The sequence below is a fragment of the Holdemania sp. 1001302B_160321_E10 genome, from assembly GCF_015552275.1.
Lineage (GTDB): Bacteria > Bacillota_I > Bacilli_A > Erysipelotrichales > Erysipelotrichaceae > Holdemania.
Genome location: NZ_JADNEM010000004.1, coordinates 109,817 through 131,562, shown reverse-complemented (window position 1 = coordinate 131,562; position 21,746 = coordinate 109,817). Strand labels below are relative to the sequence as shown.

At 48.9% G+C, this 21,746-nt stretch carries 23 protein-coding genes, 1 tRNA gene and 1 pseudogene; 24 read left to right on the top strand and 1 reads right to left on the bottom strand.

Annotation, left to right across the window (positions count from 1 at the left end):
* Positions 1–191 precede the first annotated feature (191 nt).
* The 3 genes from I2D94_RS03740 (at position 192) to I2D94_RS03730 (ending at position 2,540) form a co-directional block, all read left to right on the top strand.
* Positions 192–1,001: a Ku protein gene (locus I2D94_RS03740; RefSeq protein ID WP_195395655.1), complete on the top strand. Its 810-nt coding sequence runs from the start codon at positions 192–194 to the stop codon at positions 999–1,001.
* Complete coding sequence (locus I2D94_RS03735) at positions 998–1,933, top strand: DNA ligase (protein ID WP_195395654.1); 936 nt, start codon at positions 998–1,000, stop codon at positions 1,931–1,933. The genes I2D94_RS03740 and I2D94_RS03735 overlap by 4 nt, the downstream gene beginning before the upstream one ends.
* 61 nt (positions 1,934–1,994) lie before the next feature.
* Positions 1,995–2,540 carry a hypothetical protein gene (locus I2D94_RS03730; protein ID WP_072683754.1) on the top strand — a complete coding sequence of 182 codons (546 nt, stop codon included), beginning with the start codon at positions 1,995–1,997 and terminating at the stop codon, positions 2,538–2,540.
* A 315-nt stretch (positions 2,541–2,855) separates the two neighbouring features.
* Here the strand turns inward: I2D94_RS03730 and I2D94_RS03725 are convergent, their stop codons facing one another.
* Positions 2,856–3,683 (bottom strand): MurR/RpiR family transcriptional regulator, encoded by an 828-nt coding sequence (locus I2D94_RS03725; RefSeq protein WP_195395653.1) that lies wholly within the window; start codon positions 3,681–3,683, stop codon positions 2,856–2,858.
* A gap of 182 nt (positions 3,684–3,865) precedes the next feature.
* Here I2D94_RS03725 and I2D94_RS03720 point away from each other — a divergent pair, with 182 nt between their 5' ends.
* The 21 genes and pseudogenes from I2D94_RS03720 (at position 3,866) to I2D94_RS03620 (ending at position 21,728) form a co-directional block, all read left to right on the top strand.
* Positions 3,866–4,570: a sugar isomerase domain-containing protein gene (locus I2D94_RS03720; RefSeq protein ID WP_072683752.1), complete on the top strand. Its 705-nt coding sequence runs from the start codon at positions 3,866–3,868 to the stop codon at positions 4,568–4,570.
* Positions 4,571–4,689: 119 nt separating this feature from the next.
* Entirely contained in the window at positions 4,690–6,417 is a 1,728-nt protein-coding gene (locus tag I2D94_RS03715) for a peptidase M3 (RefSeq protein ID WP_195395652.1), read from the top strand.
* Positions 6,418–6,701: 284 nt separating this feature from the next.
* Positions 6,702–6,778, top strand: a tRNA-Arg gene (locus I2D94_RS03710).
* A gap of 413 nt (positions 6,779–7,191) precedes the next feature.
* A complete protein-coding gene (locus I2D94_RS03705; RefSeq protein ID WP_195395651.1) occupies positions 7,192–7,416 on the top strand; it encodes a hypothetical protein in 225 nt (74 codons plus the stop codon).
* Between the two features lie 188 nt (positions 7,417–7,604).
* On the top strand, positions 7,605–8,504 hold the full coding sequence (locus tag I2D94_RS03700) for a DUF6017 domain-containing protein (protein WP_118722912.1): 900 nt from the start codon (positions 7,605–7,607) through the stop codon (positions 8,502–8,504).
* A gap of 41 nt (positions 8,505–8,545) precedes the next feature.
* Positions 8,546–9,373: a ParA family protein gene (locus I2D94_RS03695; RefSeq protein ID WP_118722911.1), complete on the top strand. Its 828-nt coding sequence runs from the start codon at positions 8,546–8,548 to the stop codon at positions 9,371–9,373.
* Complete coding sequence (locus tag I2D94_RS03690; protein ID WP_076917527.1) at positions 9,330–10,256, top strand: ParB/RepB/Spo0J family partition protein; 927 nt, start codon at positions 9,330–9,332, stop codon at positions 10,254–10,256. The genes I2D94_RS03695 and I2D94_RS03690 overlap by 44 nt, the downstream gene beginning before the upstream one ends.
* A gap of 11 nt (positions 10,257–10,267) precedes the next feature.
* Positions 10,268–10,783 (top strand): hypothetical protein, encoded by a 516-nt coding sequence (locus I2D94_RS03685; RefSeq protein WP_118722910.1) that lies wholly within the window; start codon positions 10,268–10,270, stop codon positions 10,781–10,783.
* A gap of 54 nt (positions 10,784–10,837) precedes the next feature.
* Positions 10,838–11,479, top strand: coding sequence for a DUF3846 domain-containing protein (locus I2D94_RS03680; RefSeq protein WP_195395650.1), 642 nt, complete (start codon positions 10,838–10,840; stop codon positions 11,477–11,479).
* 9 nt (positions 11,480–11,488) lie between these two features.
* A complete protein-coding gene (locus tag I2D94_RS03675; RefSeq protein WP_195395649.1) occupies positions 11,489–11,803 on the top strand; it encodes a DUF5720 family protein in 315 nt (104 codons plus the stop codon).
* Positions 11,804–11,837: 34 nt separating this feature from the next.
* On the top strand, positions 11,838–12,320 hold the full coding sequence (locus I2D94_RS03670; protein WP_118722907.1) for a PcfB family protein: 483 nt from the start codon (positions 11,838–11,840) through the stop codon (positions 12,318–12,320).
* On the top strand, positions 12,320–14,071 hold the full coding sequence (locus I2D94_RS03665) for a VirD4-like conjugal transfer protein, CD1115 family (protein ID WP_195395684.1): 1,752 nt from the start codon (positions 12,320–12,322) through the stop codon (positions 14,069–14,071). The genes I2D94_RS03670 and I2D94_RS03665 overlap by 1 nt, the downstream gene beginning before the upstream one ends.
* 12 nt (positions 14,072–14,083) lie before the next feature.
* Positions 14,084–14,395: a hypothetical protein gene (locus I2D94_RS03660; protein WP_195395648.1), complete on the top strand. Its 312-nt coding sequence runs from the start codon at positions 14,084–14,086 to the stop codon at positions 14,393–14,395.
* A gap of 146 nt (positions 14,396–14,541) precedes the next feature.
* Positions 14,542–14,670 (top strand): annotated as a pseudogene (locus I2D94_RS03655) (Maff2 family mobile element protein); the annotation flags it as partial.
* A 652-nt stretch (positions 14,671–15,322) separates the two neighbouring features.
* Entirely contained in the window at positions 15,323–17,242 is a 1,920-nt protein-coding gene (tet(W), locus tag I2D94_RS03650; RefSeq protein ID WP_002586627.1) for a tetracycline resistance ribosomal protection protein Tet(W), read from the top strand.
* Between the two features lie 50 nt (positions 17,243–17,292).
* The gene (locus I2D94_RS03645; RefSeq protein ID WP_002586626.1) at positions 17,293–18,060 is read left to right on the top strand and encodes a class I SAM-dependent methyltransferase; all 768 of its coding nucleotides are present in this window, start codon (positions 17,293–17,295) and stop codon (positions 18,058–18,060) included.
* A 171-nt stretch (positions 18,061–18,231) separates the two neighbouring features.
* On the top strand, positions 18,232–18,654 hold the full coding sequence (locus tag I2D94_RS03640) for a sigma-70 family RNA polymerase sigma factor (RefSeq protein WP_002586616.1): 423 nt from the start codon (positions 18,232–18,234) through the stop codon (positions 18,652–18,654).
* Positions 18,647–18,859 (top strand): helix-turn-helix domain-containing protein, encoded by a 213-nt coding sequence (locus I2D94_RS03635; RefSeq protein ID WP_002586615.1) that lies wholly within the window; start codon positions 18,647–18,649, stop codon positions 18,857–18,859. The genes I2D94_RS03640 and I2D94_RS03635 overlap by 8 nt, the downstream gene beginning before the upstream one ends.
* A gap of 497 nt (positions 18,860–19,356) precedes the next feature.
* Positions 19,357–19,755 (top strand): plasmid mobilization relaxosome protein MobC, encoded by a 399-nt coding sequence (mobC, locus tag I2D94_RS03630; RefSeq protein WP_002596229.1) that lies wholly within the window; start codon positions 19,357–19,359, stop codon positions 19,753–19,755.
* Entirely contained in the window at positions 19,727–21,352 is a 1,626-nt protein-coding gene (locus I2D94_RS03625; protein WP_002596230.1) for a relaxase/mobilization nuclease domain-containing protein, read from the top strand. The genes mobC and I2D94_RS03625 overlap by 29 nt, the downstream gene beginning before the upstream one ends.
* Positions 21,342–21,728 (top strand): cysteine-rich VLP domain-containing protein, encoded by a 387-nt coding sequence (locus tag I2D94_RS03620; protein ID WP_002596231.1) that lies wholly within the window; start codon positions 21,342–21,344, stop codon positions 21,726–21,728. Before I2D94_RS03625 ends, I2D94_RS03620 begins: the two co-directional genes overlap by 11 nt.
* The last annotated feature ends 18 nt before the right edge of the window (positions 21,729–21,746 follow it).

Genomic DNA, 21,746 nt, shown 5'->3' with positions numbered 1-21,746 from the left:
GCGGTCATGAAGAATTGGACCGCCGTTTTGATATAGACCGGAATTAGCGGGAGAAAGAATGAAAACGCTGAACCGATAGTCAGACTGCCGGTCATCAGTGGCAATGATCAGAACCCGGAAAATCTGTCAACGATCCGTGTAATGATTGAACCGCAAACCATCCATACTAACCCTGAAATGGGGTGATCGCGATGCCGAGCGCGCATAAGGGAGCGATATCGTTTGGTCTGGTACATATTCCGATCCAGCTGCAGGTAGCGGTGCGGGAGCATGATCTGAGCTTTAATCAGCTGTGTAAGAAAACCGGCGAACGAATTCGCTATAAAAAGTTTTGTCCCTCCTGCAATAAGGAAATCAAACAGGATGAAATTGTCAAAGGCTATGAATATGAAAAAGATAAATATGTCATCATCAGCGGCGAGGATTTGGAAAAAATCCAGACGGAGAAGGATAAAACGATCCAGATTTTAAAATTTGTCAAAGAGGCGGAAGTGGATCCGATTTACTTTGAGAAAAATTATTATGCCCAGCCGGATAAGCAAGGGCAGAAGGCGTTTGATCTGTTGCGGGAAGCGATGCTGGCAAGTAAAAAAGCGGCGGTGGCCCGCACGGTATTGGGAACCAAGGAAGCGCTGCTGCTGATCCGGGCAGTCGAGGACGGGATGCGGGTGACCTCGCTGTATTTTGAGGATGAAATCGTCACGGCCCCGGCCAAAACCGCAAGCAAGCTGACCAAGGCTGAAGTTACGATGGCGAAGCAGCTGATCGATCAGCTCAGCGGCCCGTTTGACATTGGGGATTATCACGACGAGTATCAGGAACGACTGCGCAATTTGATCGAACGGAAAATCCATGGTCAGGAAATTGTGAAGGTGAAGGAAAAACAGAGTGTTCAGGCTGTGGATCTGATGGAAGCTCTGAGCCAGAGCCTGAAGCAGACCACCGCCGGTGCGGCCAAGGCCAGGACGGCGCGGAAACGGACCGGGAAAAGCTTATCATGAGCGATCTGTTTGATCAGCATGGCTATGCTCCGATGTTGATCGGCCGCAGCGAGGAAGCGTTTGACAGCGAGGACTATCTCTACGAAATCAAGTGGGACGGCACCCGCTGTCTGGCGTATTGCTCGGATCATACGGAATTGATCAACAAGCGCGATAAACTGCTCAACGATCAATTCCCCGAACTGCTGAATCTGCATCGCTGTCTGCCAAAAACCGCGGTCTTGGATGGGGAGATCGTCGTCTTCCATGACGGCAAGCCGGACTTCTACGCGCTGCAGCGCAGGGAAATGCTGCGCAGCGCCTTCCGCATTCGATTGGCGCAGGAAAGCGATCTGGCGACGTTTATCGTGTTTGATATTCTCGAATATAACGGAAAAGACCTGACCGGACTGCCGTTAGTCAAACGCAGGGAGAAACTGAAAAGTTTTAAGGAAAGTGAAACCGCCGTCTGTTCGCGGGTCTATCTGTATGAAGGGGAAAAGCTGTACGCCTGGACGCAGCGGCAGAATCTGGAAGGGATCGTCGCCAAAGAAAAAACCAGTTTGTATCAATGCGGCAAACGGACAAGCTCCTGGATTAAGATTAAAAATCTGAAGGATGAGGATTTCGCAGTCTGCGGCTACATTCAGAAAGAGCGTAATGTGCTGAGTCTGGTGCTGGGGCAATATCTGGGAAAAACGCTCGTATATAAAGGGCATGTCACGCTGGGGGTCAGTGAAGCACTGCTGAAAAAGAAGCTACCGGTCACGCCGGACTGTCCGTTTCCGGAAACGCCGAAAAATCATGAACACGCCGTCTGGCTGAAACCGAAGCTGGTCTGTACCGTCAAATATATGGATAAAACGTCGGCCGGCTCGCTGCGCCAGCCGGTGCTGAAAGGCTTCCGGAAGGATAAAACGGCGAAAGAATGCAAAACTGACGAAGCAAAGTAGAATTTCCTTTCTTTAAATAAGAAAAAGAAGTACAATAAGATCAGGAAGGAGGCGGATAAGTATGAACGTCTTTCAGGTGTTTGATTCCGCAAATCTTGACCGCTGCCGCTTTTATATCGGCATGTCAGCATTTCTGATCTTTTTCTTCTTTGTAGTCACGCTGGTTTCACAAAATAATGATTGGTTGATTCTAGCGGGGATTTCAATTCTGGGCTGGCTGATCGCGATGGCTTTCTGGGCCGGGCAGCGCCGTAAGATCCGGGAGTTCCTGCGAGCCCATCCGCTTCATGAACCCTATCGCTGCATCGACACGACGTTTTTCAGCGAACAGGAAATTCTGTCGGCCAGTCTGGACAAGCTGACGTATTGCCGCTATGACGAGGTGCTTCAAGCCTATCACAACGATAATCCATGGGAAAAGACGCGGCCTGGCTACAAAGGAATACATACCGTAAGTGTTTCGACAAAGCAGGGAGCGATTCTGATTCGCGTCAGCGATGGACAGCGGGCGGAACTGCTGGTCCGTTGGATCAACGGGAAGAAAGCGGGCAATGGGACAGTGCAGCTGGAGGAGCTGGATAACTGGTCGATCAAAACGCGCTTTTAACGGCTTCTGTCATTCCGTGAATTCAAGAATGGAAAAGAAATCGGGAATTGGAAAAAATGAAAACAGAGATTTGAAAGCACAGGGTGAATCGCCTGTGCTTTTTTAAGCTTCAGCAGCGAAGAGAGCAGGACTGAGGGAGATTTGCCAGCGTTTTACAGCCGGTAAAGACAGATTTCCTCCCACTTCCGGCGGGAATTTGCCGGTTTTCTCAGAAGATCAAAATTCATTAACCAGCGGTGTGAAGTTTGCGAAGCAATGGAATCAAGCTGGTGCGACGGAGCAGTAAAAAAGCCGAAGTCTGACTTCGGCCTCAATTCAGAGTTTGCGGTCGGAAAGCAGCTCGGCCCGCTCGATCATCTTGCTGAATTTACTAAAATTGCTCTTCATGATATTCAGATACAGCGCGTCGATCAGATACAGCTGGGAACAGCGCATCGTCGTGACGTTCAGCCGGGTTTCCGTTTCAAAAGAAACCGTCTTTAAGATCAGATCCGCGTAGCTGTGCAGCGTATTCTTCGCCATCCGCGTCATCGCGATGATCGGCATGTCATGTTCCTTGGCGATCGAAGCGGCCTTGATGACCTCGCGCGTTTCGCCGGATTCCGAGATCAGAAACAATACGGTATCCTTCTTCGACTGATCGATCAGTGAGTAGATTGTGTGCGGCGTCTGACTCGTCACGCATAATAATCCCATCTTGACCAGCTGGTTGGCGAGATATTCGCAGAATAAATTAGAACTGCCGATACCGAACAGAATAATTTTTTTCGCACTCGTCAGCATTTCGCAGGCTTGCTGGATCGTTTCTTCTTTGTTGTTCTCAAACGTCACTTCAACGATATCGTGATACTGCGCGATAATTTTGCGGTTAGTATCGGTCATTGATTCGTTGACCTGAATTTCCTCGCGGACCAGATCCTGCCGCGGGATCGCTGACAGATCTGCCAGAAGCTCCCGGAAGCTGTTGTAGCCAAGCTTCTGGGAGAAACGGATGATCGTGGACTGACCGATGTGCGTATTGACGGCCAGCTGATGTGAAGTAATCGTCCGGATTTCATCAATATGTTCAAGAATGTAATCGGCGACGAGTTTTTCGGATTGCGTTAAATCCTGATACACAGCTTTTAATTTTGCTTTGAACATGGGCGGTTCCCCCTCTTGTCTTATTGACTTAATTATACAGAATTAAAACAATAACTACAAATAAGTTAATCAAAAAACAACTGGGAACGCTTGACAGATTCCGCGGAATGCAGTAATCTATGGGTAAATAATCCAAACTAAAAGGCGAAATGTTTGGATAAAATACCCAAGGAGGAAGAAAAATGGAGAACAAGGTTTACGATGTCGTCGAGGGTCTTATTCAGAAACTGAAAGCCACACAGGAAGAAAATGTGGAAAAAACAGCCCGGCTGTTTGCGGATGCGCTGAAAAACGGCGGCATGCTGCAGGCATTCGGTTCCGGACATTCTCAAGCGGGGGCCAGCGAGCTGTGCTTCCGCGCCGGCGGATTCATCCCGACCAAGCAGATTAAAGAACCAGCCAGCGGCGCATATGAAGGAATCGAAGGTGTCGGCACGGCCTTTATGAAGAAGGTGGACGTTCGTCCGAATGACGTTGTCGTTCTGATCTCCAACTCCGGCCGCAATCCGCTGCCGGTGGAAATCGCGCTGGCCGCGCATGAAAAGGGCGCGAAGGTCGTTGCGATCACTTCGCTGGAAGCCTCGAAAAATCTGACGCCGAAGCATTCCTGCGGCAAGAACCTGTGGCAGCTGGCAGACGTTGTCATCGACAACTGCGTCATGGATGGCGATGCTTCGATTGACGTCGAAGGTCTGGATACCCGGATCTGCGGGATGTCCGCGATCACCACGGCGATCCTTGTGCAGGCCTGCGTTTACCGCACGGCGCAGATGCTTTTGGAAGAAGGCATTGTTCCGCCGGTTTTCAAATCGCAGAATATCGACGGCGGGGCGGAATACAACGACAAGCTGCTGGCGCAGTATTTCGACCGGATGTATCACATTTAATTTCATAGTAAACCGAACAAACTAAAAGGGAATTCATGTGCAGAATTCCCTTTTTCATATTATAATAAAAATATGGATGTTCCCTGCCGTTGAAGGCGGGAAGTTAGAAAGGGAAACAAATGAAAAATAAGAGATTTTCACTAAGCCGTCTGATGCTTGCGCTGCTGGCTGTTTTCAGCTTATTGCTCAGCGGCTGCGGAGCACCGTCGGCGCCGTCTGCGTCACCGACACCGTTGGCCGAAGCGGTATCCGTCGAGCATCAGCCGCATCCGTTTGGCGACATGGAGTATGTCCGGCCGGATCTGGACAGTCTGGATCAGAAGATTGCCGACTGTCAGGCGATGGCGGCGGAAGCGGACAAGGAAAGTGAACTGCTGGTCTTGTATGATGAGATTCTGGAGGATATCCGGCATCTGGATACGATGGATTCCCTGGCTACGATTCACTACAACCTTGATACGACCGATGCCTTCTATGAAGAAGAAATGACAACGCTGGATAACTATTACACGCGCTTAGACAACAAAATGAACGAGCTGACCGGCACGATTCTGGAATCCAGCTATCAGGAAGCCGCAAAAGCAGCCTGGGGCGAAGAATTTATCGAGCGATATGAGATCAATTCCAAGCTGAATTCGCCGGAAATTGAAGAACTGAGCGAACAGGAAAATGATCTGGTTACGCAGTACACGAAGCTGCTGGCCTCCGAATACACGACCGAACTGAACGGACAGACAGTCACAGTGAATGATCTGGATTTGACCACCGACGAGGGAATTCAGGCGTACAATGAGATTTATGAAAAGAAGAATGCGGAGCTGGGCGGCATTTATCTGCAGCTGCGCGATCTGCGTATTCAGATTGCTGAAAAGCTGGGTTACGACAATTATACGGAGTATGCCTACGATGTCTTAGGTCGCGATTATACACCGGAAGACGCGCACAATTTCAGTGAGAAAATCAGAACGGAAATGTTGCCGGCATTCGGTCAGATGATCAGCAAGCATTATGACGAGCTGGTCAATGCGATCGAGGGCATGCAGGCGGGCGAGGGCGATCTGGAAGCGGCGCTGCCGATCCTGAAAACGGCGCTGCAGAAGGAATTCCCGGGCAAGATGAGCGAAGCTCTGGATTATATGCAGAATAACAAATTGTATGATTTCAGCGCGGAACCGAATAAAATGCACGCAGGCTATACGACGATTCTTAACGAATATTCTGCGCCGTTTATGTTTATCAATTCTTCTGACTACCGTCAGCCGGACACGGTTATCCATGAATTTGGACATTACTACAACTTCTATCTGATGCCGGAATTGAAGTGGAATGATAACAACAATCTGGATGCTGCGGAAATTCACTCGCAGGCACTGGAGCTGTTGATGCAGCCGTATTATGACCAGTTCTTCGGCGCCGATCAGGCGGAAGGCCAGAAGATCTATTCGATTTACAACATGATCAGCTCGATTCTGCAGGGATGCGCAGAAGATGAATTCCAGCAGGCCGTCTTCGCGAATCCGGATCTGACGCTGGAGGAAGTCAACGAGCTGCATTCTGAGATTTTCTATCAGTTTACCGGCAGCGAGCTGTATTATGAATGGGTTGAAATTCATCACCACTTTGAAACACCGTTCTATTATATCAGCTATGCAACCTCGGCGATTTCCGCCTTGGAGATCTGGGCGCAGAGTCTGGATGATCGGAATCAGGCGTTGTCCACCTACAACCAGATCACCCAGTTCACGACGAATTTCAAATACCGCGATGCTCTGACCAGCAGCGGCTTGAAGGATCCGTTCACGTCGGATTGTGTCAGCGAGATTGCCGCAAAGGTCAAAGGTTTGTAAAATAAGAACAGGCGAAGCAGGGGAAACTCTGCTTCATTTTTAGGTCAGGAAGCAGTGAAGGTTTAAAATAGGACTGGAAAAGCGAAAAGGACTCCGCTATAATAAGACATGCATTAACGTGAACGATTTGAAGTCGTTTAACGTTGCAGGCCATGTCCTGTTTCCGTAGCTCAGCTGGATAGAGCACCGCCCTCCTAAGGTTACGTTACAACGGCCACCGGAGAAAAATTGAATATGGGATTGCAGTTCGACTTTCGTCGGGCTATAATCATAGATGACCATACGTCGCTATAGCTCAGTTGGATAGAGCGACCGCCTCCTAAGCGGTAGGCCGGAGGTTCAAATCCTCTTAGCGACGCCAGCAAACAACGCCGAAAGCCTTTGTTTTCAAGGACTTTCGGCTTTTTTTAACAAATTCCTGTGTGATTGCGGAGACGAAATAATGTTTTCAAATTTTACTTCAAATTCTGATTTTTGACAAGCCCTAAAAAATCGAACTGCTGTGATAAGACAAAAATTTCTGCTAATCATTAGCAGAAAAAGGGCCGATTTTGCTAATGAAAATGCCCTTCCAGCTAATTAGGCGAAAAATCGTGCTAAAAACCTTGCTAATACAAAAGGCGGATGTTCCGAGTGCTAAGCCGTTATAAGAAATAAAATTGAATATTACCATGTACATAGAGCGTCTATTTGCCCCTGTATCGGGGATGGATAGACGCTCTTTTTTTATGCCCAAAATTCATGGGTAAATCTGAAAGATTGGAGGTTTGATTTTTGAGTAAGATCGTCTATTCCCCAGACAAGCCAAACGACTGCCGTTACTGCCATTTCTGGAAAAACAATAAAACGGGCTGCTGTCTGGGCGAAGAAAATTGTTACTACTTAATCTCCGTACCCCCAAAGCCGAAGTCCGAATGTGATGGTTGTCCTTATGGTCGAGATCATCCCTGCATCGGTTGGTGTACCAAGAAGATTTTGAAGGAAGTGGGGGTGCGTTGATATGTATGAGTATGAGCGTGTCCGTTGCCCAAAGCCCAAAGGCTGTCGAGATTGTGAGTATCATCAACCTCGCTGGAGGTATCGTTCCTGTTATTTCGTCCGTTGTCCGTATGGATTAAGAGACACGACATTCCGCAGCTCCTCTCTGGAAAAAGAAAATTTCCCGCAGAAAGAGGTGGTGAAAATGAGTGACGTATGATTACTTCTACGGTCAGCAATCTGAACTGTTCACATTCTATCGAGTTCCGAAGGTGTTATTCACGAACGAGAGATTTTGGAACATCTCTGCCGATGCCAAGATGTTGTACGGTATATTGCTTGATCGCATGAGTTTATCTGCCAGGAATGGATGGATAGATGAAAACGGTCGTGTATATATCATCTTCACAATCGACGAAGCAAAGTCGGCTTTGAACTGCGCTGAACAAAAGGCTATAAAGCTACTCAGCGAACTTGAGAAGAAAGCAGGATTGATCGAGCGAAAACGTCAGGGGTTGGGAAAACCCAATCTGATCTATGTGAAGAACTTTATTTCTGCTGTGGATTCACAACTCTTGAATTGTGAAAATCACAATTCTGGAACAATGAAAATCACAACTCAAGAACTGCCAAAATCACAATGTAATAATACTGATATTAAAAATACTGAATTTAGTGATACTGATCCTTTCCTTTCTTCCGTTTTTCACGGACAGGAAGCCGATGGGACCGGAGAGTTCACCCGATATTATGAGTATTTTTACGATCAGCTTGAGATGGAATATCTGAAGCAGGACTTCCGGCATGATGAAGAAATTCTTGAACTGATTCTCAGACTTATCGTTGAAGTGATGTGCAGCAACCGTAAACAGATACGAATAGCCAGCGATGATAAGCCGGTAGAAATCGTCCGAAGTACCTTTATGAAACTGGATTCTGAACACATCAGGTTTGTAATGGATCGTTTCAAAGAGAACACAACAGAGGTTCGCAATATCAAGCAGTATCTACTTGCTTCGATATACAATGCCCCGTACACCATAGATGCCCACTATGATGCACAAGTAAGGCATGATATGGCTTCGGGAAAACTTGGAGGGAGGTGGTAAGAATTGAAGCAAATCAAAAGAAGAAAGCGAGGTGACAAGAATTGTCGAAAAAAGCGACCGTCATCGCAGTAGTAAACCAAAAAGGCGGCACGGGTAAGACAACAACCTGTGAAAACTTAGGTGTCGGATTGGCTATGGAGGGTAAAAAGGTTCTGTTAGTAGACACAGATCCCCAGGCATCCTTAACCGTCAGCCTTGGGAACCCATATCCTGATGAGTTGTCACCTACCCTTTCGGATATGATGGGAAAGATCATCACGGAGAAGCCGATTGCTCCAGGAGAAGGAATCCTGCGACATCCCGAAGGTGTGGACTATATGCCCGCCAATATCGAATTGTCTGGCTTGGAGGTTTCTCTGGTAAACGCCATGAGCCGAGAAACCATTCTCCGTCAGTACCTGGATACGGTCAAACAGAATTATGATTTCATCCTTCTGGACTGTATGCCCTCTCTGGGTATGCTGACTGTAAATGCGTTGGCAGCTGCCGACAATGTGCTGATACCCGTTCAGGCGGCGTATCTTCCCGCAAAGGGCTTGGAACAGTTGCTCGAAACCGTAAACAAGGTCAAAAGACAGATCAATCCCAAGCTGAAAATCGAAGGTATTCTTCTGACGATGGTGGACAGCAGAACAAATTATTCCAAAGACATCAGCAACCTTATCCGTGAAAGCTACGGTGGTAAGCTGAAGGTCTACAAGACAGACATTCCCCGTTCTGTCCGTGCAGAGGAAATCAGCGCCGAGGGAACCAGTATCTTTAAGCACGATCCCAAAGGCAAAGTTGCCGAAGCCTATAAAGTTCTGACGAAGGAGGTGTTACACAATGCAGAAAAAAGGCGCAAACATCAGCTTGAAGGGGTACGATGATATTTTCTCAACAGACCAGTCACGAGCTGAAGCCAAGCAGGAACGAGTACAGGAAATTCCGCTTTCTGAGTTACACCCCTTTGAGGGACATCCGTTCCGAGTGGTAGACGATGAGGAAATGATGAAAACGGCTGAGAGCGTCCGAGACTTCGGTGTTCTTACTCCCGCTATTGTTCGTCCTGACCCTTACGGTGGCTATGAAATCATTTCCGGTCACAGGCGACATCGTGCATCTGAGCTTGCAGGTAAAGAGACTATGCCGGTCATTGTCCGTGACATGGATGATGATGCCGCTATTATTTTAATGGTCGATGCCAATTTGCAACGTGAAAGTATCCTTCCAAGTGAAAGAGCATTTGCGTATAGGATGAAGATGGACGCCATCAAGCACCAAGGGTCAAGGGCGGATTTAACTTCGTCTCAATTTGAGACGAAGTTGAGAAGTGACCAAATTGTAGCTGATGAAGCAGGTCAGAGTCGTGCAACAGTTCAACGCTATATCCGTCTGACAGAACTCATTCCCGAACTGTTGGATATGGTGGATAACGGACAACTGAAATTCAATCCTGCGGTGGAACTCTCCTATCTGGCGAGAGAAGAACAGCAGGATTTTCTTTCTGCCATGGACTATGCCCAGACTACGCCTTCTCTTTCGCAGGCGCAGAGAATAAAAAAACTCGCACAGGAGGGCGAGTGTACTCTGGATGCTATGTGCGACATTATGAATGAAATCAAAAAGGAGGAACAAGGCAAGGTAACTTTCAAAACGGATGCCCTGAGAAAATATTTCCCCAAATCCTACACCAACAAGCAGATGGAGGATAAAATCATTCAGCTGCTTGAGCAATGGCAGAAGAAAAGAGAAAAATCTATGGAAAGGTAAGGTGATAACCGATGTTTAGCGAAAAAGAAATGAGTAAGGCAATCGACTGGCTGTTTGAACTGTTTGAACCCGATGATTACGAGGGTTATGACGAGGAAGAAATCGGATATGCCGGTGGGCTTTGTATGCCTGAGATATGTATTGCTCTGAGAGGGGCTATGCAGACTGTATATCAGTATTCTGTTGATGGTGGCTATGATAAGTCCTTTGACTATCGAGGTCTGGAACTTTTCGGACAGAGAGCTTGTCTGCTTATCTCTGATGTGGATCAGGCCGTTTTGGACTGTGCTAAAATCATGTATGAAACAGAACTGTGGCTTTTAGAGGACATGAGTTTTGCAATCGTTCGCTGCGTAACTATGTTTGTCGGCCCCGACGATACGGGTTACACTTCTGACTATCGAGTATTCAAGAAACAGGTTGAAAGCAGAGATGATCTGTTCTTTACGCCTGAGGAACTGATTGAGGAATTGGAATCCATGTGCGTATCTCAGTGGGAACATGAAGCGACTATTTATGAACTGTAAGAGGTTCGTGGATGGTTGCTTTTCTTATTTTCAAAGAAATGGAGGTAACGCAACTTGAAGGAATACGATGTAAAAATCACCGAGACCTTGGAAAAGACGGTCACGGTGGAAGCTGAATCCCGTGATGCTGCGGAAGAACAGGTTAAAGCTGCCTACTACAATTCCGAGTATATTCTGGATGCCGAGAACTTTACCGGCGTGGAGTTCGGAACTGAAGCAGAGCGTGAGATTCAGCATGAACAGGCTCCCATGATGGATGTACTTTTGATTCGCCCCAATATGTATCCCCAGCCCGTGCAGATTGGCTGTGAGTTGGAGGATTTGCAGAAAGCTGTGGGTGGTGACATTCAAGCGGTCTATCCCTACGAAGATCCTGTTGCTCTTATCATGGACGAAGAAGCCAAGCTGACAGGTAAAGACCTGAACCGTGCCTTGCGTGATGAAGATGGCGATATGTACGACATTGTTGCCGGTGATTTTCTGGTGGTCGGTCTGGGTGAGGAAGATTTCTGTTCCCTCACCCCTGAACAGATGAAGAAATATGAAGAACATTTCCATCAGCCTGAAATGTTCGTCCGTCTGGGGCGCAGTATCATGGTTATGCCTTTGCCTGACGATAAGGTGAAGAAAGTTGATGCACCTGCCAAAGATGCTCCCGTTCCGCACAAGAGTAACCACGACAGAGATTCGCTGTAAGGAGGGGCTATGAAAAAAAGAGGTTCCACTATTGCGGATTTGATGGAGCGCCGCCGCATTCTGGACGGTGCAAAAGAATACAAGGGTCACACCTATCTGGATTTGGCTCGTTTCAATGAAAACACCAAGCACATGATTATCTTTGATGTGCTGACGCACAATTCCCCTATTGGAGATAAAGGAGAACGAACCCGCCTGTTTCTGGGTGAAGTTGGGTATCAGAAAGCTCTGGAACATCAGAAAGCCGGTGACATCAAGATTATCAGCCATGCCGCAGTTGCCAAAGGCAATCTGTATTACGACCGCAGAGATATGGCACGATGACCCTCACTCTACTGCGTGCAGGAGGTGATGATTCATGCAGGAAGAAGTTGAAAACAGGACGATAAACCTTGCCATCAGCACAACCAAGCTGACGGGACGAACTATCGTCGCCGGTATTCGCAAATATTTGCAGCACCGAGAAAAGGTCAAGGCACAGAGAGCCAGAGACCCCGCTGTTCACGGAAAACAGTCTGTGAAACAGCTGTTATCCCAGAATCAGGGTGCTACCAACGTCGAGATCGACAAAAGCGGTATTAAGGATTTTGAACGACTCGCCAAGAAATACGGCGTGGACTTCGCCGTAAGAAAAGATAAGTCCGTTGATCCTCCCCGCTATCTGGTCTTTGTCCGTTCCAAAGATGCAGATGCCCTGGATGCTATCTGCAAGGAACATCAGGCGAGAGCTTTGACGAAGGATAAGAAACCGAGCGTTCTGGCACAGCTGAAAAAGTTCAAAGAGATTGTCGCTGCTATTCCTAAGAAGGTTCGAGAAAAGAAACAGGAGCGTGATTTGTGATGAAGAATGTAAACATCAAAAAGCTCCTGATCCTGAACATCCCGTATATCCTGTTGGGACTGTTCGCAACCAACTTGGGTGAAGCGTGGCGATTAGCCGAGGGTGCAGATATGTCTGCAAAACTCCTCGGCTTTTTTGATACCTTCATGGTGGCTCTGAGCAATCCTCTACCGAGCTTTCATCCTCTGGATTTGGTGGTCGGTATCATCTTCGGTGCGGGACTGCGCCTTGCTGTTTATATAAAAGGCAAGAACGCAAAGAAGTACCGTCATAACGAAGAATACGGCTCTGCCCGTTGGGGTACTGCCAAAGATATTGAGCCGTTCATGGATCAGAAGTTTGAGGACAACATTATCCTGACCAAGACGGAAAGGCTGATGATGTCCAATCGACCGAATAATCCCGCCAATGCCAGAAATAAGAACGTACTGATAATCGGTGGTTCAGGTTCAGGTAAAACAAGGTTCTGGCTGAAACCTAATCTGCTTCAGATGCACAGCAGTTATGTGGTCACAGACCCCAAGGGCAGTATCGTCATTGAGTGCGGAAATGCCCTGTTGAAACACAACTACAACATCAAGATTTTCAATACCATCAACTTTAAGAAGTCGATGCACTACAACCCATTCGCCTATATCCATTCAGAAAAAGACATTCTGAAACTGGTGACTACGCTGATTGCGAACACCAAGGGCGACGGTAAAGCCGGTGACGAGTTCTGGACGAAAGCAGAAACGCTTCTGTACTGTGCCTTGATCGGCTATATCCACTACGAAGCTCCGGTTGAGGAACAGAACTTCTCAACTCTGATTGAGTTCTTAAACGCAATGGAGGTGCGTGAGGACGATGAGGAGTTCCAAAACCCTGTTGATCTGATGTTTGAAGCTCTGGAAAAGAAAAAGCCAAATCACTTTGCAGTTCGTCAGTACAAGAAGTACAAACTGGCTGCCGGCAAGACGGCAAAAAGTATTCTGATTTCCTGCGGTGCGAGACTTGCCCCGTTTGATATTCAGGAGGTCAGAGATGTTACTGCCTATGACGAATTGCAGTTGGATACCCTCGGAGACAAGAAAACGGCGCTGTTCCTGATTATGTCGGATACGGATGCGACCTTTAATTTCCTGATCTCCATGATTTATACCCAGTTGTTCAACTTGCTTTGCGAGAAAGCAGATGATGTGTACGGCGGCAGACTGCCGGTTCATGTGCGCTGTCTGATCGACGAAGCGGCGAATATCGGACAGATTCCCAATCTGGAGAAGTTGGTTGCGACCATCCGAAGCCGTGAGATTTCGGCCTGTCTGGTGCTTCAGGCACAGTCACAGCTGAAAGCCATCTACAAGGACAACGCTGATACCATCATTGGCAACATGGACTCCCGTATTTTCCTCGGTGGTTCTGAGCCGACAACGCTGAAAGAGTTGAATCAGGCTCTGGGTAAAGAAACAATCGACACTTACAACACCTCTAACACCAGAGGTAACAGCCCGTCCTACGGCATGAATTATCAGAAGTTGGGTAAAGACCTTGCGACCGTGGACGAACTGGCGGTTCTGGATGGTGGTAAGTGTATCCTACAGCTGCGTGGTGTGAGACCGTTCAAATCCGACAAGTACGATCTGACACAGCACCCGAACTATAAGTACACTTCAGACTACGACAAGAAGAATGAATTTAATATCGAGCAATTCCTCAGTCGCAGGCTGAAATTAAAGGCAGGTGATGAATATGTAGTCGTTGATGCCGACTAAGAAGGAGGTCTAATGGATAAGGCGAAAAAACTTAATATCGAAGAAGCCCTCTGCGAATATCTTGCAAAGAATTTCAGAGGAGCAAACAATCCGGTTTCAAGCAAAACGCTTGAGACCGTTTTTCATGTAAAGGGGTCCGAGATCAGAAGAATGGTCAATTCCCTTCGTTGCAAAGGCGAACCCATTTGCAGCGATCTTGATGGCTATTTCTATGCAGACAATCAGCATGAGATAAACGCTACGATTGCACAGTTGAGTAGTCGTATCCAGAAAATTGCACAGGCACGAGATGGTCTGCTGAACCGTAACGAAATGGAAAGCTGACCATTTTCTTTTGCCCAGAAAGGCGGCGGTGATAGATATGATTGTAATTAAATAGCTCCCATGTGTTTGCCCTCCGACCGGTTCGCCGGTAACACGGAGGGCTTTTTCTATTTCAAAAACAAATTCAAATTACAGGAGGAAAATATATGGAATTTTTCAATAGCGCAGTTGGTGTTCTTCAGACTCTGGTAGTGGCTCTGGGTGCAGGTCTCGGCATCTGGGGTGCGATCAATCTTCTGGAAGGCTACGGTAACGATAACCCTGGTGCGAATGCTCATGTACGGTAAGGAAGCAAGCAACCGAAAACAAGAGATAGACCGCCAGCACTACACTATTCCGAACCAAAGACCAAAAGATAAGCATTGTGGGAAAATCTAAACTTTTGGATTTTCCTACAATGCCAACTACGGCGGAATCCCTCCCACTCCTTATATCTTTCTGTATACATTGAATTTGTATTTAGTAAAATGCAGACAACACCACGGATCGGCTTTTGGTTGGACAATTCCAACCAAACACCACAGCAGACAGCAGAAAACATTCTGAACGCTAGGAAGCCGGTATGATTGTTACATATAAGGGGAAGAAAAATTTCTTTTAGGTACTTGCTTTCCTAAAACTGATGTGATACAATGATTTAGTCCAGAAAAGGAGTAAAAAATATGCGGCAAGGTATTCTTAAATAAAACTATAATCAAATAGTGGGAACAAAGGATTATGATAGCTCCTTTTGTAGGGGCTTAGTTTTTTGTACCCAATTTAAGAATACTTTTGCCTTATCAATTTTGACATATCCCCAAAAACAGCAATCACAAACAGGTGTATGCTGTATATGTGTATGTCCGCAACTTATAATCCCCAGTGGTAAAAGTATTTTACTGCTGGGGATTTTTATGCCCTTTGGGGCTGTAAAGGGAGGACAATCACATGAAAATAATCAATATTGGAATTCTTGCCCATGTAGACGCTGGAAAGACGACCTTGACGGAGAGCCTGCTATATGCCAGCGGAGCCATTTCAGAACCGGGGAGCGTCGAAAAAGGGACAACGAGGACGGACACCATGTTTTTGGAGCGGCAGCGTGGGATTACCATTCAAGCGGCAGTCACTTCCTTCCAGTGGCACAGATGTAAAGTTAACATTGTGGATACGCCCGGCCACATGGATTTTTTGGCGGAGGTGTACCGCTCTTTGGCTGTTTTAGATGGGGCCATCTTGGTGATCTCCGCTAAAGATGGCGTGCAGGCCCAGACCCGTATTCTGTTCCATGCCCTGCGGAAAATGAACATTCCCACCGTTATCTTTATCAACAAGATCGACCAGGCTGGCGTTGATTTGCAGAGCGTGGTTCAGTCTGTTCGGGATAAGCTCTCCGCCGATATTATCATCAAGCAGACGGTGTCGCTGTCCCCGGAAATAGTCCTGGAGGAAAATACCGACATAGAAGCATGGGATGCGGTCATCGAAAATAACGATGAATTATTGGAAAAGTATATCGCAGGAGAACCAATCAGCCGGGAAAAACTTGCGCGGGAGGAACAGCAGCGGGTTCAAGACGCCTCCCTGTTCCCAGTCTATCATGGCAGCGCCAAAAATGGCCTTGGCATTCAACCGTTGATGGATGCGGTGACAGGGCTGTTCCAACCGATTGGGGAACAGGGGGGCGCCGCCCTATGCGGCAGCGTTTTCAAGGTTGAGTACACCGATTGCGGCCAGCGGCGTGTCTATCTACGGTTATACAGCGGAACGCTGCGCCTGCGGGATACGGTGGCCCTGGCCGGGAGAGAAAAGCTGAAAATCACAGAGATGCGTATTCCATCCAAAGGGGAAATTGTTCGGACAGACACCGCTTATCAGGGTGAAATTGTTATCCTTCCCAGCGACAGCGTGAGGTTAAACGATGTATTAGGGGACCAAACCCGGCTCCCTCGTAAAAGGTGGCGCGAGGACCCCCTCCCCATGCTGCGGACGACGATTGCGCCGAAAACGGCAGCGCAAAGAGAACGGCTGCTGGACGCTCTTACGCAACTTGCGGATACTGACCCGCTTTTGCGTTGCGAAGTGGATTCCATCACCCATGAGATCATTCTTTCTTTTTTGGGCCGGGTGCAGTTGGAGGTTGTTTCCGCTTTGCTGTCGGAAAAATACAAGCTTGAAACAGTGGTAAAGGAACCCTCCGTCATTTATATGGAGCGGCCGCTCAAAGCAGCCAGCCACACCATCCATATCGAGGTGCCGCCCAACCCGTTTTGGGCATCCATAGGACTGTCTGTTACACCACTCTCGCTTGGCTCCGGTGTACAATACGAGAGCCGGGTTTCGCTGGGATACTTGAACCAGAGTTTTCAAAACGCTGTCAGGGATGGTATCCGTTACGGGCTGGAGCAGGGCTTGTTCGGCTGGAACGTAACGGACTGTAAGATTTGCTTTGAATACGGGCTTTATTACAGTCCGGTCAGCACGCCGGCGGACTTCCGCTCATTGGCCCCGATTGTATTGGAACAGGCATTGAAGGAATCGGGGACGCAGCTGCTGGAACCTTATCTCTCCTTCATCCTCTATGCGCCCCAGGAATACCTTTCCAGGGCTTATCATGATGCACCGAAATACTGTGCCACCATCGAAACGGCCCAGGTAAAAAAGGATGAAGTTGTCTTTACTGGCGAGATTCCCGCCCGCTGTATACAGGCATACCGTACTGATCTGGCCTTTTACACCAACGGGCGGAGCGTATGCCTTACAGAGCTGAAAGGATATCAGGCCGCTGTCGGTCAGCCGGTCATCCAGCCCCGCCGTCCAAACAGCCGCCTGGACAAGGTGCGCCATATGTTTCAGAAGGTAATGTAAAGATACATAATCGTCAAGACGGCAACAATCAGAAGTTATGGAGGGTAACAATGGAATATAGTAAGGAAGATTTAATGGAAGCAAAAAAGCAAATTTGGGGAGTGGGAGAGAACATGGGAACAGAGGAAAGTAAAAAAATCTGGGAGGAGAACGCACAATTTTGGGATAATGCAATGGGTGACGAATCTAATGAATTTCACAGAGAGGTAGTGCGTCCCAAAGTAACGGAACTTCTATCTCCTAATCCTGCGGATTACATTTTGGATATTGCGTGTGGCAATGGAAATTATTCTTCGTATCTTGCACAAAGAGGCGCTTCGGTTGTCGCTTTTGATTACAGCAAAAAAATGATAGAATTGGCTAAAAGACGGCAATCACAATATGCAAAACAAATTGAATTTTGTGTGGCGGATGCGACCGATAGAAAAAGTATATTAGAATTAAAAAGAAATCGAGCCTTTACGAAAGCAGTTTCTAATATGGCAATTATGGATATTACGGATATTGAACCACTTCTTATGGCTGTTTATGAACTGTTGCAGGAAAGCGGAATTTTTGTCTTTGCAACGCAACACCCTTGTTTTGTCACGTTGACTGAAAAATATATGACACCGCACAGTTACTATGATATAGCGATTGAAGGGCAACCGAAAGAGCAGATTTATTATCATCGTTCCATACAAGATATTTTTAACCTTTGTTTTAGAGCTGGATTTGTCATTGATGGATTTTATGAAGAATGTTTTAAAACCAACAAAGAAATTCCTATGGTAATGATAGTAAGGCTTAAGAAGGTAAAACGTGATAGCTTAAAATAAATTCAAGTTTGTCGGGTAAATAGCAAACCCAGCCGAGCCAGTCAACGGTCAAGATGAACGGCGCATATGCGCAGCCGTTGACAGCCCCGCCCGCCTTTGCTGGTAGGCAATCAAGGGGCGACAGCAAGAAGTGCCACCGCCCCGCACTATTATTCAGAAAGGGGAATTTCCATGACCGACCAGATAGCCTATCAAGAATATATCCAGCGCAGGTACAACGCCTTTTGCAAGACTGTTATCCGCTGTGCCGCCTTGGACAAGATTTTGAAGCTTAAACGGCAATGGGAACGGCAAGTTTCCCTTGACTATCTGATGAACGAGAAGTTTGTCCAGTTTGCCGCGTCGGAGCCGGACGAGGAATACCCATTTACCGTCTGCGGTCAGACCGTCCTGCTCTGCAACGCCGCCCTTGCCGACGCGATCTCTGTTTTGCCGGAGCAGACGCGGGAAGAAATCCTGCGCTATTACTTTCTGCGCCAGCCGCAGCGCGTGATCGGCGCGTGTATTGGCCGGTCACGCAGCACAGCGGGGCGGCATATCCAGCTTGCCTTGCAGCGGCTACGCGAAGAAATGGGGGTGAGCCGGTATGAGTAGACTTCTCCCCTATGAAACAATCCTCAAAGCCCGTGAGGGCGACCCAGAAGCCGTGAACGCTGTCCTGCTCCACTACGCCGGATATATCCGCTATTTCTCAAAAGTGAACGGGCAGGTCAACGCCGAGGTGGAGGACTATGTAAAGCAGCGGTTAATTGACTGTCAATTCAAGTTCCGGCTTGACGAACCACCGGACAAGTCATAAAAACTGAATACCAGCCGCCACCGACGCGGCCAGCGAAAGCAGTAAGTCTTGAAAAAGATTTACTGCTTTTTTTGTTGTCCGGCTCCGCTCCCGGCCATTTTGCCCCCTGCCGGTTGTAGTAGTAAGCGAGGAGGGAATTTTTCTGCCCTGGTGTTTGGCATTTGGAGCATTTACCCGTAGTAGAGGGCAAAGAGAAAGGATTTCTCCAACACCGGGTAGAAACCACTGCGTCCGGTGTCATTTTAGCGAAAGCGGGCAGGAATGCCCTTTACAGGATTAGTAGTAGCAGAAAAAGAGAAACAAACTTTTGTGGTTGCAGTTTTCCAAAAAAGTGGCGGACGGAAGTGAGAGAAAGTTTGCAGTCACGGAGAGCAAGTTTCTACCACGGTGCCAAAATCCGCAATTCTGCAGTTTTGCCCCTCGCGGGAAACTTGTTGGGGAGTGCCTTCCCCAAACCCTGCTCATGCGCCCTTACGGGCGAGAAAGGAGGTCACACCATGCGAAAGAAATACAACACGCCCCACCGCAGCCGCGTTGTGAAAACCCGGCTGTCCGAAGATGAGTATGCCGACTTCACAGCGCGGCTTGCGCCCTATGGTATCAGCCAGTCCGAATTTCTCCGGCAGGCGATACGGCGGGCGACCATACGCCCGGTTGTCCATGTGTCGTCGGTCAATGACGAGTTGCTTTCCGCTGTCGGGAAGCTGACAGCCGAGTACGGCAGGATCGGCGGCAACCTCAATCAGATTGCCCGGTATCTGAACGAATACGGCGTACCCTACAACACCCTTTCCGGCGAGGTACGCGCCGCCATATCCGACCTTGCCGTCCTCAAGTATGAAGTCCTCAAGAAAGTAGGTGACGCGGTTGGCAACACTCAAGCATATCAACTCTAAAAACGCCGACTACGGAGCCGCCGAGCAATATCTTCTCTTTGAGCATGACGAGTTTACCATGAAGCCCGTCCTTGATGAAACCGGCAGGCTTATCCCCCGCGAGGACTACCGGCTGTCCACGCTGAACTGCGACGGGGAGGATTTTGCCGTTGCGTGTATGCGGGCCAATCTCCGCTATCAGAAAAACCAGCGGCGGGAAGATGTGAAAAGCCACCACTACATCATCAGCTTTGACCCGCGGGACGGGCCGGACAACGGCCTGACCGTAGACCGGGCGCAGGCGTTGGGGGAACAATTCTGTAAAGAGCATTTTCCCGGCCACCAGGCCCTTGTCTGCACCCACCCGGACGGGCATAACCACAGCGGCAACATTCATGTGCATATCGTCATAAACAGCCTGCGGATTGAGGAAGTGCCGTTCCTGCCCTACATGGACAGGCCGGCCGATACGAAAGTCGGCTGCAAGCACCGATGTACCGACGCTGCCCTGCGCTACTTCAAATCCGAAGTCATGGAGATGTGCCACCGGGAGGGGCTTTATCAAATCGACCTCTTGAACGGCAGCAAGAACCGCGTCACCGACCGGGAGTATTGGGCGCAGAAAAAGGGACAGGCCGCGCTGGACAAGCAGAACGCCCCCATGATTGCCGATAGTATCACGCCCCGGCAGACCAAGTTTGAAACGAACAAGGAGAAGCTGCGGCAGACCCTACGGAAAGCCCTTGCCACCGCCGCCAGCTTTGACGAGTTTTCCTCTCTGTTGCTGCAGGAGGGTGTGACCGTCAAGGAGAGCCGGGGGCGGCTTTCCTACCTCACGCCGGACAGGACAAAGCCAATTACCGCCCGGAAGCTGGGCGACGATTTTGACCGCGCCGCTGTCTTTGCCGTTTTAGAGCAAAACGCCGCCAGAGCAGCCGAAGCGCCAGCCAGATCCCCCGATCCCCCACGCACCATAAAAGACCGCTTGCAGGTTGCCAGAGCCGAGATAGCCGCCCCGAAACAGGACGGAGTGCAGCGGCTTGTGGACATTGAGCAGAAAATGGCCGAGGGCAAAGGCCGGGGCTATGAACGCTGGGCGAAGATACACAATCTGAAGCAGGCCGCCAAAACGCTGTCCGTCTACCAGCAATACGGCTTTACTTCCCCGGAGCAGTTAGAAGCCGCCGTTGACACCGCCTATCAGAAAATGCGCCAGACCAGCGGCGAACTGAAAGCACTGGAAACGAAGCTGCAAGGGAAAAAGAAGTTGCAGCGGCAGGTGTTGGCCTACGCCCAGACCAAGGCCGCCCGCGACGGGCTGCGGGCACAGAAATCCGAGAAAGCCCGCGCCGCATACCGGCAGGCCCATGAGAGCGATTTTATCATAGCCGACGCAGCAGCCCGGTATTTCAAGGCGCATGGCATTACCAAGCTGCCCGCCCGGAAAGCGTTGCAGGCCGAGATCGAGCAGCTTATCTCCGAGAAAGACGGCCTGTATAACACCTATCACGAACAGAAACAGCGGTTCAAGGAGTTGCAGACCGTCAAGCGGAACATCGACCAGATTTTGCGCCGGGACGAGCCGCACCGCAGAAAGGAGCAGAGCCATGAGCGATAACCTGCCCCACATGGACTACCGCCAGCACCGGCGGGCGCGGCGGCTGGTACATGAGTGCTGTAACTACGATGAGGGGAACTGCCTGCTATTGGACGACGGGGAGCCTTGCGTGTGCGTCCAGAGCATTTCCTTTTCCCTCATGTGCCACTGGTTCCGTGTGGCTGTCCTGCCCCTTGACGGGGAGCTGGCCGCAGCCCTCTTGTGCCGGGGAAGCCGGAAACGGTGTGCCGTCTGCGGGGCGGCCTTTGTCCCCAAATCCAACCGGGGAAAATACTGCCCCGACTGCGCCGGGCGCATGAAGAAAATCAAAGCCGCCGAGAGAAAGCGGAAACAAAGGCAGAGATGTCACGCTTTAGAGCCTTTCAAACCCGCATAAATCAAGGCTTTTTTCGTG